This window comes from Bacteroides zhangwenhongii (genome assembly GCF_009193325.2).
Taxonomy (GTDB): Bacteria; Bacteroidota; Bacteroidia; order Bacteroidales; family Bacteroidaceae; genus Bacteroides; species Bacteroides zhangwenhongii.
In genome coordinates, this window is the sequence record NZ_CP059856.1 from 2,256,919 (window position 1) to 2,272,099 (window position 15,181).

Annotated in this window: 10 protein-coding genes and 1 riboswitch; of the genes, 6 read left to right on the plus strand and 4 right to left on the minus strand. The window is 42.1% G+C overall.

Annotated features, from left to right (window positions below):
• Window positions 1-55 precede the first annotated feature (55 nt).
• On the plus strand, window positions 56-1,159 hold the full coding sequence (locus tag GD630_RS09170; RefSeq protein WP_143866599.1) for a glycoside hydrolase family protein: 1,104 nt from the start codon (window positions 56-58) through the stop codon (window positions 1,157-1,159).
• A gap of 420 nt (window positions 1,160-1,579) precedes the next feature.
• On the opposite strand, the gene GD630_RS09175 is transcribed toward GD630_RS09170, so the two are convergent.
• From GD630_RS09175 to GD630_RS09190, 4 genes are all read right to left on the minus strand, one after another.
• A complete protein-coding gene (locus GD630_RS09175) occupies window positions 1,580-2,455 on the minus strand; it encodes a histidinol-phosphatase (protein WP_143866441.1) in 876 nt (291 codons plus the stop codon).
• 68 nt (window positions 2,456-2,523) lie between these two features.
• Window positions 2,524-4,392 (minus strand): ABC-F family ATP-binding cassette domain-containing protein, encoded by a 1,869-nt coding sequence (locus tag GD630_RS09180; protein ID WP_143866443.1) that lies wholly within the window; start codon window positions 4,390-4,392, stop codon window positions 2,524-2,526.
• A gap of 32 nt (window positions 4,393-4,424) precedes the next feature.
• Window positions 4,425-5,231, minus strand: coding sequence for a DUF3805 domain-containing protein (locus tag GD630_RS09185; protein WP_143866445.1), 807 nt, complete (start codon window positions 5,229-5,231; stop codon window positions 4,425-4,427).
• A 37-nt stretch (window positions 5,232-5,268) separates the two neighbouring features.
• Window positions 5,269-6,462 (minus strand): hypothetical protein, encoded by a 1,194-nt coding sequence (locus GD630_RS09190; protein ID WP_143866447.1) that lies wholly within the window; start codon window positions 6,460-6,462, stop codon window positions 5,269-5,271.
• A 237-nt stretch (window positions 6,463-6,699) separates the two neighbouring features.
• Here GD630_RS09190 and GD630_RS09195 point away from each other — a divergent pair, with 237 nt between their 5' ends.
• The 5 genes from GD630_RS09195 to GD630_RS09215 all read left to right on the plus strand — a co-directional run bounded on the left by GD630_RS09195 (window position 6,700) and on the right by GD630_RS09215 (window position 15,047).
• On the plus strand, window positions 6,700-7,386 hold the full coding sequence (locus GD630_RS09195) for a response regulator transcription factor (RefSeq protein WP_007766028.1): 687 nt from the start codon (window positions 6,700-6,702) through the stop codon (window positions 7,384-7,386).
• A 12-nt stretch (window positions 7,387-7,398) separates the two neighbouring features.
• Window positions 7,399-9,180, plus strand: coding sequence for an ATP-binding protein (locus GD630_RS09200; protein WP_143866449.1), 1,782 nt, complete (start codon window positions 7,399-7,401; stop codon window positions 9,178-9,180).
• An 86-nt stretch (window positions 9,181-9,266) separates the two neighbouring features.
• A riboswitch (cobalamin riboswitch) is annotated at window positions 9,267-9,470 on the plus strand.
• Window positions 9,471-9,641: 171 nt separating this feature from the next.
• Window positions 9,642-11,681 carry a TonB-dependent receptor plug domain-containing protein gene (locus GD630_RS09205; RefSeq protein ID WP_143866450.1) on the plus strand — a complete coding sequence of 680 codons (2,040 nt, stop codon included), beginning with the start codon at window positions 9,642-9,644 and terminating at the stop codon, window positions 11,679-11,681.
• Between the two features lie 2 nt (window positions 11,682-11,683).
• Window positions 11,684-13,702: a YncE family protein gene (locus GD630_RS09210; RefSeq protein ID WP_394368251.1), complete on the plus strand. Its 2,019-nt coding sequence runs from the start codon at window positions 11,684-11,686 to the stop codon at window positions 13,700-13,702.
• A gap of 34 nt (window positions 13,703-13,736) precedes the next feature.
• A complete protein-coding gene (locus tag GD630_RS09215; RefSeq protein ID WP_143866452.1) occupies window positions 13,737-15,047 on the plus strand; it encodes a DUF5074 domain-containing protein in 1,311 nt (436 codons plus the stop codon).
• Window positions 15,048-15,181 lie beyond the last annotated feature (134 nt).

Sequence of the window (15,181 nt, forward strand, 5' to 3'; positions counted from 1 at the left end):
CACAGAAAAAAGAAAAGCCATGAAAAAAAGTTTTTTATATTTCATCAGTTGTTTCATGTGTACCCTTGTTTCCACTAGTATAGTTTTCGCACAGAAAATAGATAATCTGGTAGCACTCAAGCAACAATCGAAAAACGAATTGTTCCACAAATTGAAGAAGGCTCCTCACACACCGGCTTTTGAATCCGAAGGATATTGGGTATGGGGAAGCTCCGTCGTAAAAGGCGAGGATGGAAAATATCATATGTTTGTATCCCGCTTTCCCAAATCCCTGCCCTTTCATCCCGGATGGATGGTAGCTTCGGAAATTGTACATGCAATATCTGATACTCCTCAAGGACCATATAGATTCAGTGATGTGGCATTACCGGCACGCGGTGCACAATATTGGGACGGACGTTCTACGCACAACCCACGCATACTGAAATATAAAGGTAAATATTATCTTATCTATATGGGGTCTACCCATCCTTTCGCCGAACCTACATACGCCGAGTTGACTCTAAGTAGCCCTTGGTGCACCGTAGGACGTGCCAATAAACGAATCGGTCTGGCTGTTTCCGACAGTCCATACGGTCCTTGGAAACGTTTTGATGAACCGATACTGAAAACAAAACCCAATACGTTCTATAGTTTTCTGACTTCCAATCCTTCTCCGGTCCTTCAGGAGGACGGTTCGGTAATGATGATTTTCAAAGGACGTGCCTATACTCCCAACGGTAAACACTCCGATATGTCTTTAGGTATTGCATACGCTCCTTCTATCGAAGGGCCGTATACCGTACTCAACAATGACCAGCCTATTTTCCAGGTAGACGGTCAAGGGGAAGCGGAAGATCCGTTTTTATGGAAAGACAAAAGAGGTTATCATGCCATATTCAAAGACCATGTGGCAAAATTCACCGGAGAAAGAGGTGGCGGAGTGATGGCTCACTCCAAAGACGGCATTCATTGGACAGTCGATAAGGATCCTAAAGCCTATTCTCTCACCGTAGAATGGGAAGATGGGAAAGTGGAAAAGCAGGGGCAATTGGAACGTCCTTTCCTACTATTCGATGAAAACGGAAAAATGACCCATGCTTTTTTTGCAACGATGGATGGTCCCGGTGGATTCGAGAATGCAAATAAATCATGGAATATGGTGATTCCCATCCAATAAATTTCTCACTTTCCTCTATCACCTATCACCGTAAGTCCCGAAAGTACTTATTCATCGCACTTTCATGCACGGTGACAGGTTATGCAGAACCTATCACCACACCTGTCACCTATCACCTGTCACCTGTCGGTTTCAATTTGGTTTCCCCACACTGAAACTTCAGTTTCAAGCGTAAGAAACTTTAGTTTCAAGCAACAGAAACCTTAGTTTCAAGTAGCAGAAACTCTAGTTTGGCTTCGTACGTAGCACTGGCAAAAGCGTTGGGATACTCTAAATCAATTAAAAATTTATTAGCAGAGCCACTCTATAATACTATGGAAGAGCTAGATACTATCAACCGAAATAAAAACAGGAAGCGAGGACGTAATGAGATTAATAAATAAGCTAACAGTAACATATCACAAACAAGTTGTGGGAGAGTTAACTATGACTCCCGATAACCGTCTTTGCGCTTTCCAATACCAATAACACATCTTCCCATTTCCCCCCATGCCACTCCACCACAGAAGTAAAGCCAGCTTTCTTCAGAGCGGACAATCCTTCGAAGCGGGCATTATTTATTCTTTCAGGATAGTGCGCATCACTATTTACCTGCACCCGAATACCCAGTTCCTTTAGGAAAGAGAAATAACGTTCATTCGGATAGAACGTACCCAGTTCGTGATAAGACTTGGTATTGATTTCCACAATATAACCGCGTTCGGCAATCGCCGCAAAGTAATCGCGGACCAACGTATCATACCATGCTTCATCAAGCAAACCCGGACGATAGCAGGAAGCGTTATAGTGCATTTTATCGGCATGACCTACGATGTCGAAACCACCCAGCTCCACCATACGGAGCAGATTCTTATAATATAGGCGGACAACGAAATCAAGATCGCCACCAAAATGCGCATCAACCAATTCACGAAAATGATCTGCCGGAGTATCAATATCTACCACCTTTCCTTCCGGAGAGTACAGCATGTGGACGGAACCGATGCGATAGTCAAGAGGCAATTCTTGGAAACGAGACAACGAAGGATTACTTTCCTCATTCAGATAGTCTATTTCAAGGCCGACAGCCAATTCTATCTCATCAGCATACTTTGCTTTAAGCCGGGAAAATTCGGAAAGATAATCATCCATCCGATCCCACTCCATCGTCCATGCAGTAGAGAATGGAAGCGGAGCATGAGAGGAAATGCCGTATGAAGAAAAACCTTCACTAATGGCAAAACGAATGAAATCTTCCATATTGGCTCGTCCGTCGCAATACAGACAATGGCTATGATAATTAGTCAAGTTTGTCATCTCTTCGGTTTATTCAAGGGTTATTCGAGTTATACCGGTTTATTCATTTTTCTTACTATCGACATTGCTTAGCTTTCTATCTCACTGAGTTCCAGCCAACGCATTGTTTTCTCGTCGATCAGATCATTCACTTCGGGCAAACGTTTCGATTTCTCCGTCAGTTCGTCAACAGAGAGGGTACCACTACAAAGAAGCTCCTCAATCTGCGCCTTTTCGGATTCCAGTTCGGCTATATCTTTCTCTAATTGTTCAAATTCGCGCTTCTCCTTGAAACTCATCTTACGCTTGTCGTTCAGACGGACACGGGCAGTCTTTTCCTCTTGCGGCTTTTCGGCTTCTTTCTCCTTTTGCGCTTTCGCTTCTTTCCAATCACGGTAATCACTATAATTGCCGGGAAAATCGCGAATATCTCCCTGTCCGTTGAAAACCATCAAGTGGTCTACGACCTTATCCATAAAATAACGGTCGTGGGAAACCACAATCACACAACCTTTGAAGTTCTGAAGATACTCTTCGAGCACATTCAACGTAATAATATCAAGATCGTTGGTCGGTTCATCCAGCACAAGGAAATTAGGATTGCGCATCAGGACAGTGCACAAATACAGGCGGCGGCGTTCGCCCCCACTCAGTTTATAGACATAGCTGTGCTGGGTCTCGGGAGTGAACAGGAAATGTTGCAGAAATTGCGAAGCGGTCAGTTTTTTCCCATTTCCCAGCTCTATGACTTCGGCAATATCCTGTATCACGTCAATCACTTTCATTTGCTCGTCAAACTGGAGTCCGTCCTGCGAGTAATAACCGAAACGAACCGTTTCACCAATATCCACCGTACCGCTATCAGGCTGTACCTGTCCCATCAATATTTTGATGAAAGTCGATTTGCCGGTTCCGTTGTTTCCCACAATCCCCATCTTCTCATAACGGGAAAAGATATAGGAGAAATCATCCAGAATCTTTAAATCCCCGAAACTCTTGAACAAATGGTCGGCTTCGAATATCTTACTTCCTATATACGACGCTTTCACTTCCAGCTTTACGTTATCGTTGCGGAGCCGTTGCTTCGCCACTTTCTCCAATTCGTAGAAAGCCTCCTCACGGTAACGGGCTTTGTGTCCGCGCGCTTGCGGCATTCGGCGCATCCAGTCGAGTTCCGTACGATAAAGGTTGTTGGCTCGTTCTATTTCCACACTTTTAGCGTCCATCCGTTCCTGTCGCTTTTCGAGGTAATAGCTGTAATTTCCTTTATATTGATACACTTGCCGATTATCTATTTCGATAATTTCCGAACAGACACGGTCGAGGAAATAACGGTCGTGAGTCACCATCAGCAGACTGAGATTGGTACGGCGAAGATAATCTTCGAGCCATTCGGTCATATCCAGATCCAAATGGTTGGTAGGCTCGTCAAGAATCAACAGCTCCGGTTCGGTAATCAGTGCATTTGCCAAAGCTACACGCTTCAATTGCCCACCGGAAAGCTGCTTCACCTTTTGGTCAAAGTTACGAATCTTAAGTTGCGAAAGGATTTGCTTCGCTTTCTGCTCATACTCCCACGCTTTCTCATGGTCCATACGAACCAGAAGATCCTCCAGTCCCGGATGTCCTTCCGTTTCCATACAACGCTCGTATTCTTTTATCAGCTCAACGGTACTGTTGCCATGATGGAAACAGGCTTCCAGCACGGTTAATTCTTCGGGATACTGCGGGTCCTGCTCCAGATAATCCACCCGAAGGTCGCGTCTGAAAACAATGCTTCCACTATCATAGCCCTCTTTTCCGGCGATGATATTCAGCAGCGTAGTCTTTCCGCTGCCGTTCTTTGCTATTAATCCGACACGCTGCCCCTCAGCAATGCCAAAAGATATATTTTCAAAAAGGACCAAGTCACCGAAGGACTTGGTCAGGTTATCTATCTGTAAATAAGGTACTGTCACGTAAGTAAGTGATTAGGAGTTAGCGATTAAGGTTAGTCGGCAGTAAGCGCAGACTTATAAGTTTCTATGACGTTGCAAGATTCTCCGGCCTTTATTCTGCTCCATGTCAGTTTCATCGGGTCGATAATGCCGTTCTTATATTGAAGAACCGGCGCTTCCCGGTTGCCGTCAATCAATGTCTTCCATTCCATACCGTCCACTTCATTGGCAAGGATCGTGCAGATCGTAATACCGATAGCCAGCCACTCGTCTTTTTTCTTCGGACCGATCTTACCGCTGTCAATCATCTGCTGGAGTTTTTCGAGGTCATCTTCCGTTCCTTGAAAATCTTTCTTCAATTCCTGCTTCACGGTAGATACCGTCCATTCATATCCTTCATTAATCTGATAGATTTCGGAAAGGCGAACGGGGATCAACTCGGCCGGATACTTCTGTCCTTCCTTACGTATCTCCAACGTGGCAATGACTTCTTCGGCTTCTTTCACCGTTCCACCTTTGGGTACGGTAAACGAGCATTCGAAAGCAATATCGTCAATGCCTGTAATCCATACATGGGATGTATAGTAAGTTCCTTCTTCCTGGAACATCTCTTTGCTATACGCACACTCCAACGCCCCGACCTTCACCAACGAAGCCGAATCGTTCTCTTTCAGTTCCTGCCGGATGGCTTCTTTGCCATAACCGGCTTTACCTTTGAATGCGGAAATACGAAAATTACCCGACCACACATCGGGATTATAGAAGAGAAAAGAGCCTTCGCCATCCTCAAACTCGTTCCAGTCCGAAGGATAGTTCATCGAAAACCATGCTCCGGGAGAGATAAATTTCTTGCCTTGCATTCTTTTTCTACATTTGATTACTTGGCAAAAATACGAATTATTTTCCTATCGGCTGTATTTTCCTGCGTACTTCTTTGGAGATTTCCAAAAACATATAGTTCAACTTTCCGGAATGAATACCTTCTTCGTTCTCCTTATACTTTTTATTGGCATATTGCTTTGATTTCTCGAAAGTCAGCAATGACATCTCGTTCTGTGATTTACCTACCATCGTAGAATCCAGTTGTTCATCGGGAAAGAAATCATCCAGATCGACATCACCGATCATCGTCGTTTCCAGGAAGTTCATATCGGTATGCGAATTGTCGGTATAATAGCCTACAAACATATGTCCCGGCGTACGCACCAGGATAGGATCGATATTGATGGCACGAAGCAAGGAGGCAAACAGCACGCTGCCGTCCACACAGTTAATCTGTGAAGATTCCAGCGCATCATCGAACGTACGGACACGCTGAGAGAACACGACATTGCTCGAAAGACTGGTATTGGAAACCGAACTGTAACGGAAATTCCGCTTCTGCAATATATTCCAAAGCGCATACACCTGCTTGTCTACGGCTCCTTTAGCCTTGCTTTGATAACCGAGAAAGCGATTCACAATGCGGGTATTCAACGCCTCACGGAGCAACTGATCGATCATCGGATTCTCTTCGTTGACGTAGGCGGCAAAGAAAATACCGGTATCATGAAACTTGGTACCGTTCGCCACATAGCCCAACAGACATTCATTGATACTGCGCACGGAAAATGTACGCACCCGCTGTCCCAATTCCTTTCCGTTCATCTCCACTGTCACGGCAACGCTCACGGGTTCCGCCTGAAGGTTGTTCTTCAATGCTTCATAATTCCAGATTATATCCGGATAAATCGTATATTCCGTTCGTGGTTTGTTCAGGATAAACTCTGAGACGGAGCGGGAGAAGAAAGGAGTTTCAGCCACCTCAATCCTTACCCGGCTATATGCCGCCCGCGACTTTACCCGAATGGCAATGCAGGATTTCGGATTTCCCAGACTGGTGGAATCCGACGGGATAATGACTTGCGCATCGGTTGTGGCTACGGAAAGAATAGCCGAAGGAAAGATATTTCCTCCCAAATCATCAACAATCTCAAAACCGGGATTGAACGTGGTATATTTAAAGACGGACACTCCGCCAAGCAGAAGCAGCAACACGATAACCGCACCAATTACTTCGCGTCTATGTCGTTTCAAGTCAACTTTTATCATCGTTTGTAGTATCTATTAATCAAACATCTCTATCTTTTCTCGCTAACAAAGATAACAAATAGCAAACGTTTTTTCCTCTTATAACCCGCAAAAACTTCGATATTTTATTCTATCCGCAGGATTGGGAGGAATGTAACAAGATTGTAATATCTGTTTCATCTGACCGTAACAAAGTATCCTCATCTTTGCATCAAATAAAATAAAAACGTAACTTTGTCATATTAATACATATAGCTTATGAATGAAACCCGTATTCTAGTTGTCGACGATGAAGAAGACCTCTGCGAGATTCTGAAATTCAATCTTGAAAATGAAGGTTACGAGGTGGATACCGCAAACTCCGCCGAAGAGGCTTTGAAGATGGATATTTGTAGTTATCAGCTAATTCTTCTCGATGTGATGATGGGGGAAATCTCCGGATTCAAAATGGCGAACATGCTGAAAAAGGACAAGAAAACGGCAAAAGTGCCTATCATCTTTATCACAGCCAAAGATACCGAGAACGACACCGTGACCGGCTTCAATCTAGGCGCGGATGATTATATCTCGAAGCCATTTTCGCTGCGGGAGGTCATTGCCCGTGTAAAAGCTGTATTGAGACGCACGGCTGCAGCGGAAACAGAAAGAGTTCCCGAACGGCTTACTTACCAGACGCTCGTCATTGATATCACGAAAAAGAAGGTAAGTATCGACGAAGAAGAAGTGCCGTTGACTAAAAAAGAATTTGAAATATTGCTTCTGTTGGTACAGAATAAAGGACGGGTATTTTCACGTGAAGATATTCTGGCACGTATATGGAGCGACGAGGTATATGTACTCGACCGTACTATTGACGTAAATATCACCCGCCTGCGCAAGAAGATAGGAATATACGGCAAGTGCATCGTCACTCGTCTCGGATATGGATACTGTTTTGAAGCGTAATAACTACTCCCTATGAATCTGCCTGTAACTCAAAAACATTTCCTCTCTTTCAGCCGAAAGCTTTTTCTCTCGGTCATTTCACTGTTTCTGGTATTTGCCGTTTGCTTTATCGCGTATCAGTATCAACGTGAGCGGGAATATAAGGTGGAATTGCTGAACACAAAATTACAGGATTACAACAGCCGGCTCTATGAACAGTTGAGCAGGCAATCGCCGGACAGTTCAATTATTACCGGTTATATCAACAACCATATTCTGGAAGATTTGCGTGTAACTCTTATTGATATAGACGGAAATGTGCTTTACGACAGTTATTCGAACCACAACGGGCAGATGGAGAACCATTTAGACCGTCCGGAAGTACAAAAGGCGCTGAAACAGGGAAATGGATATGACGTACGGCGTACTTCCGAGACGACCGGTGTCCCCTATTTTTATTCGGCTACACGTTACAAAGACTATATTGTCCGTTCGGCTCTACCTTATAATGTCAGCCTCATCAACAATCTGAAAGCCGACCCGCATTATTTATGGTTTACGGTCATTGTGACTCTGTTGCTGATGATTATTTTCTATAAGTTCACGAATAAATTGGGAACTTCCATCAACCAGCTTCGCGAGTTCGCCATGCGTGCCGACCGGAACGAGCCTATCGAAATGGCTATGCAATCAGCTTTCCCGCATAACGAGCTGGGGGAAATATCGCAACATATCATACAAATATACAAGCGGCTGCACGAGACCAAAGAGGCACTTTACATCGAACGTGAGAAATTGATCACTCACCTCCAGATTTCGCATGAAGGACTGGGAGTATTTACGAAAGACAAAAAGGAGATTCTGGTCAACAACCTCTTTACCCAATACAGTAATCTGATTTCAGACTCCAACCTGGAAACTACGGAAGAAGTCTTTGCTATCAGCGAACTGAAAGAGATCATCCACTTCATCAACAAGAACCAAAGACAGCGCTCAGGAGGAAAAGACGAAAAGAGAATGTCTGTCACAATCAATAAAAACGGACGAACCTTTATCGTGGAATGTATCATCTTTCAAGATGCCAGCTTTGAGATTTCGATCAATGATGTCACTCAGGAAGAAGAACAGATAAACTTGAAACGGCAATTGACACAGAACATTGCCCACGAATTGAAAACTCCTGTCAGCAGTATTCAAGGGTATCTGGAGACGATTGTCAGCAACGAGAATATCCCGCGTGAGAAAATTAATGTTTTTCTGGAACGCTGCTATGCCCAAAGTAACCGACTGAGCCGGTTGCTAAGGGATATATCCGTACTAACCCGCATGGACGAAGCTGCCAACATGATTGATATGGAACGGGTGGACATCAGCTTATTGGTGGGCAACATCATCAATGAGGTTGCACTGGAACTGGACGAGAAGCATATCACGGTTGTCAATTCCTTAAAGAAGAGCATACAAATCAAAGGAAATTATTCGCTGATTTATTCCATATTCCGCAATCTGATGGATAATGCCATTGCATACGCCGGAACAAATATCCAAATCAATATAAACTGTTTCCGCGAAGATGAAGGTTTCTACTATTTCAGCTTTGCCGATACCGGTGTGGGTGTGTCACCCGAACATCTGAACCGACTCTTTGAACGCTTCTACCGGGTAGACAAAGGGCGGTCACGGAAATTGGGCGGGACAGGATTGGGATTGGCCATTGTAAAGAATGCGGTTATCATTCACGGGGGAAGTATCTCTGCGAAAAATAATCAGGGAGGCGGACTGGAATTTGTATTTACATTGGCAAAAGAGAGATAAACCACTTAAAAAGCCATTACCGCACAAGCTGTTGAAGAATATCTGTTATTACATCCATAACTCCTTGCAAAAAACAAATAAACTACCTATCTTTGTCGCGCATTGGTTCGCAGACCTCACACGAGGAAAGCGATTAAAAGGGAATCAGGTGTAAATCCTGAACAGTCCCGCTGCTGTAAGTTCTATATTATGTTGCAAGCAACCTACTTTTAGCCACTGGAAGAAGAATTTCCGGGAAGGCGCTCGCAACAGGAACAAGTCAGAAGACCTGCCATGCAACCAATTTCACTGCTTTCGAGGAAAAAGCGTTGAATCTAATGAACCGGACAATTCCGTCTATCATTTCATTCATCATTCTGATTCAGAGAAAGTATGTTGTAATAAACTCTGCCAAAAGTTTATTTATGCGTGTCCGGTCGAAGGGATTTCGCCCGGACACTTTTAAACCTAAAAAAGAGGAAATGGAAAAGAGGACTTTAGCAATCTTTGCAGTAAGCTGCAACCTGTTTTTATCGACTTCACTTTTTGCACAACAGCAAAGGGTGGATACCGCACGTACCTATTACATCCCCGAAATAACCGTTTCCGATATTTATCAGACCCGTGAGATTCGCTCTACCGCCCCATTACAGATATTTTCCAAAGACGCTTTAAAGAATCTGAATGCCCTGCAGGTTTCCGATGCCGTGAAACATTTTGCAGGAGTAACTGTGAAAGATTACGGGGGAATCGGCGGACTGAAAACGATATCCATACGAAGTCTGGGTGCGCAACATACTGCTGTAGGTTACGACGGAATCACACTGACTGACTGTCAAACGGGACAAATCGACCTTGGACGCTTCTCTCTCGATAATGTCGACCAACTGTCGTTGAGTAACGGTCAAAGCGACAACATCTTCCAGCCTGCCCGTTTTTTTGCTTCAGCAGGAATACTGAATATACAAACACTCACTCCCCGATTTGAGGACGGAAAGCACACGAATATAAGTGCGTCTTTCAAGACCGGTTCATGGGGATTGGTCAATCCCAGTCTGTTATTGGAACAACGGATCAGTCGGAAATGGACTGTATCTGCCAACGGCGAATGGATGTCATCGGACGGGCATTATCCATATACCTTATATTACGGAAATGAAGAAGGGGATCTGAGTTCACGGGAAAAGCGAAAGAACACGGATGTACAGACATTTCGTGCAGAAGCCGGGCTTTACGGAAACTTCTCCGACAAAGAACAATGGAGGCTAAAAGCCTATTATTTCCAATCTTCCCGCGGATTGCCCAATGCCACAACTTTCTATTATACTCATTCTTCACAACGTCTTTGGGACAAGAACACATTTATTCAAAGTCAATATAAGAAAGAATTTAACCGGCAATGGGTGTTCCAGACTTCTGCCAAGTGGAATTGGAGCTATCAACGTTATTTAGATCCCGATTACAAAGGTTCTACCGGAGAAATAGAGAACAGTTATTACCAGCAGGAGTATTACCTTTCGGGGTCCGTGCTTTACAGGTTATTGAATAATTTGTCTTTTTCGCTTTCTTCTGACGGAAGTATCAACACGATGAATGCCAATCTGAATGACTTTGCCCATCCTACGCGCTATTCGTGGCTGACAGCTTTTGCGGGAAAATATGTAAACAATTGGCTTACTCTCTCTGCATCCGCTTTGGCAACCGTCATCTACGAGCAGGCCGATAAAGGGGGAAGTGCAGGTAATCACCGTAAACTTTCTCCGTATGTCAGCGCTTCGTTCAAGCCTTTCGACAAGGAAGAATTCCGTATCAGAATTTTCTACAAAGATATCTTTCGCCTGCCAAGCTTCAACGATTTATACTACGGTGAAACTGGAAACAACAAGCTGAAACCGGAGAATGCACGGCAGTATAATATCGGTCTGACATACAGTAAGGATGTATGCCCGTTCCTGCCTTATCTCTCGGCAACTGTTGATGCGTATTACAACAAGATAACGGATAAAATCATTGCCTATCCTACCAAGAACCTTGCTGTCTGGAGTATGAGAAATCTCGGCAGTGTAGAAATCAAAGGCATTGATGTCACAGGCAACGTGTCCCTCCAGCCTTGTGAAAAGCTCCGTATCAATTTTTCGGGGAATTATACATACCAACGGGCTTTGGACGTAACCAACTCCGACCCTGCTTCCGAAGAAGGGAGAACTTACAAACATCAGATAGCTTATACCCCCCGTGTTTCCGGTTCGGGACAGGTAGGTATCGAGACGTCTTGGGTTAATTTATCTTACTCATTCCTGTTCTCAGGAAAACGATATACACAAGGAGAAAATATCACAGAGAATAGAATGGAGAGTTATAGTGACCATAGTATCTCTGTGGGGAAGGAGTTAACTATACGGAAGATTAATACTTCTATTCATATAGAAGTATTAAATATAGCCAATAACAATTATGAGATTATCAAGAACTTTCCAATGCCCGGACGTTCTGTTAGAGCAACGTTCAGTATCAAATATTAACTATGAAACAAATAACCATAAATAGAAAATATATATTGCAGACATGGTTATGGATGCTCTTACTGTTATTCATTGCCTGTGATGATATGGAGGACAAGCCATCTATCTCCAACATTGATGGCAGTAATATCTCCGAAACCGGAACTGCAGAGCTATATATATTAAGCGAAGGATTGTTTAACTTGAATAACAGTTCTTTGGCTCGTTATTCGTTCAAAAAAGGAAAGCTTACTAAAAATTACTTCAAGGACCTAAACAAACGAGGGTTGGGTGATACAGCCAATGATATGGCATTATATGGTGGCAAATTATACATTGTAGTCAATGTATCCAGCACCATTGAAGTAATAGACTTCCAAACAGGAGTTTCTATCAAACAAATCCCTATGCTGGCAAAAAACGGCAGTTCACGACAGCCACGCCATATCACGTTTCATAAAGACAAGGCATACGTATGTTCATACGATGGTACCGTTGCACGGATCGACACTACTTCCTTAGAAATAGATGCCTTGACAAAAGCCGGAAGAAACCCGGAAAATATCTGTATACAAAATGACAAACTATATGTATCCAATTCCGGTGGTCTAGATTATTCGGCTGGTTTAGGTGTAGACAATACAGTTTCCGTGATCGACATCACTTCCTTTACAGAAATAAAGAAAATAACAGTCGGTCCCAATCCCGGATGTATTATACCAGGACCAGACGAAACAGTTTATGTAGCTACTCATGGAAATAACATAGCAGATGGTGACTTCCACTTTGTAAAGATAGACTGCAGAACAGATGAAGTAGCACATATTTATGACGAAAAAGTCATGAATTTTGCAATCAGTGGCAATATCGCTTATTTATATAATTACAACTACAATACAGAATCATCTTCTATCAAGGTTTTCAATCTAAAGACCGGACAGACTATACGCAACAACTTTATCACAGACGGAACCCGGATCAACACCCCTTACGGTATTAATATCAATCCATACAGTGATAATATCTACATAACGGAAGCATATAGTTACACCATAACCGGTGACATACTTTGCTTCAATCAGAACGGACAGTTGCAATTCAGAATCAACCGTGTCGGACTGAACCCTAATACCGTTGTGTTCAGCAACAAAGTATCATCAGGAGACAGCAGTGAAGAGGACTCGGATCCGAATGCCCCCTCTGCATTTGCCAATAGAGTATTGGAATACAGACCGGCTCCCTGCCAATTTATGAATACATCCACAACTGCTTATAAAGAAAACTATACATCTGAAGATGTGAGAAAATACGCAGAAGAGCTACTCAAAGATCCAGACCTATGTCTTCTTAGTCTTGGAGCATACGGAGGTTATATCACGGTAGGATTTGATCATACAGTACCTAACGTTCCCGGACAATATGATTTCAAAATATATGGCAACGCGTACTATGACGCATTCGGGACATTAACCGGAAAGCTTGGTGGAAGCTCAGAGCCAGGCATTGTATTAGTTTCGAAAGATGTTAATGGTAACCAGTTACCTGATGATGAATGGTATGAGCTTGCCGGCAGCGAATATACGTCTTCCGCAACTATAAAAAATTATACTATTACTTATCACCGTCCCACATCAATATTGGATAAAGTTAAATGGACAGATAATCAAGGAAACGAGGGATATGTAAACAGAAATGATTTCTATACTACCAATTCATATTATCCATTATGGATAGAAGAGAACGAGATGACATTCCATGGTAGCCGTTTGAAAGATAACGCTGTGAATGAACCTCGTGAAGATATGCCAGAACATTGGGTAGGATACTGCTATCCATACGGATATGCAGACAATCACCCTAATAACACAGAAAAAAGTAAATTTCAAATAGACTGGGCAGTAGACAAAAACGGACATCCCGTTCAATTAGATGGCATTGATTTCGTTAGAATTTACACAGCTGTCAATCAAAATACAGGGTGGATGGGAGAAATTTCAACCGAAATACAAGCTATTGAAGATTTACATTTTGGGAAACAATAAACAATTATGTATAAATTATTTAATTAAAAGAAGAATGAAAAAGTATTTTGTATTAATGCTAATAACCTTATCACTAGGTTTCGCTGCTTGTTCTGATGATGACACAAAAGTAAGTTTATCCAGTGTAAGCATTGCAAATGAACAAGAAATAACTGAAATAGTACAGAATGGTATATTAACACTTGTTGCCCAATACGAGTGTAATATAACTCCCAAAATTGAATGGAAAGTTGATAATGAAGTAAAATCAAACGAAGCTACATTCAACTTCTCTAGTGAAAAGTTGGGAGAACACATAATCACACTTACTGTTTTCACAAACGAAACTGAAGAAAGCGCAACCCTAAAAATTAATGTATATGGTAAATACAAAAAAGGAACATTTATATTAAATGAAGGGAGTGCCGGAAGAACAAATAGCCATTTAATATTTATTTCCCCCAATTATGAAATAACAAAAGAAGCTTATTTTGAAGTAAACAATAGCCATCTAGGGGATGTTAGTCAAGACCTGTACATAAATAACGGGAAAATTTATATTGTCAGTCAAGGAGCATTTAATAACAAATCAACGATGGGAGTCATTGTAGCGAATGCTGAAACACTTAAAAAAATTATATTCTACCATGATGAATTAAGTGATCTAAATTCTCCTACACATATTGCTGTCACCGATGAAGATAATCTATACATCCGAGACAGTGAAGGAATTCATTTATTCAACCCTTCTACAAAGAGTGTTGTGCTCATTGAAGGTACAGAAGGTGCACTTAAAACAAGAATGGCAGTATCTAAAGGAAAGGTATTTATAGCAAAAGGTACTTCTATCGTAGTAATTCAAGGACAAAAAGTTATTAATACAAAAGAATTCAATAGCACACCGACAGGAGTTCTTAAGGCTGATGATGGGAATATATGGGTATCAACGGAACATAGTATCAGTAAACTATCTTCCATAGATTATTCTATTATCAGAACAAACCAGCTAGAAAGTTATCAACTAAAATCCTATGGTACACCAGCAATTTCAGCCAAAGGTAATATGCTCTATTTTAACAGTAACTTTGATACCAAAATATATAGACATAATTTCACCATTGGAGAAACTAAAATGCTTTATAATGTAGGAGAAAACATAGAAAATGCTAATATAACATATGGTTCAGTTGCTATCAATCCTAATAATGGTGATGTCTATATAAACACAATTAAAGGTTATAGTGACTACACAACCAATAATATCAGTATTTTCAATTTCGAATATAATACAGATCCATTACTCCACAATCTAAAAGGTTATACAAGCTTCCCCGGAGGTGTCTATTTCACCAACAGTTTTGAATAATAAAATATCAGAAAGAAATTCAAGGATAATAAAACAATTATTGCTGTCCGAGAAAATGTGCACCTTTAACCATGGTTATACTTTTGGTGTGGTAACTCAAAGATAACCAAAAGGGGCTGACTTTTTCTCTATGG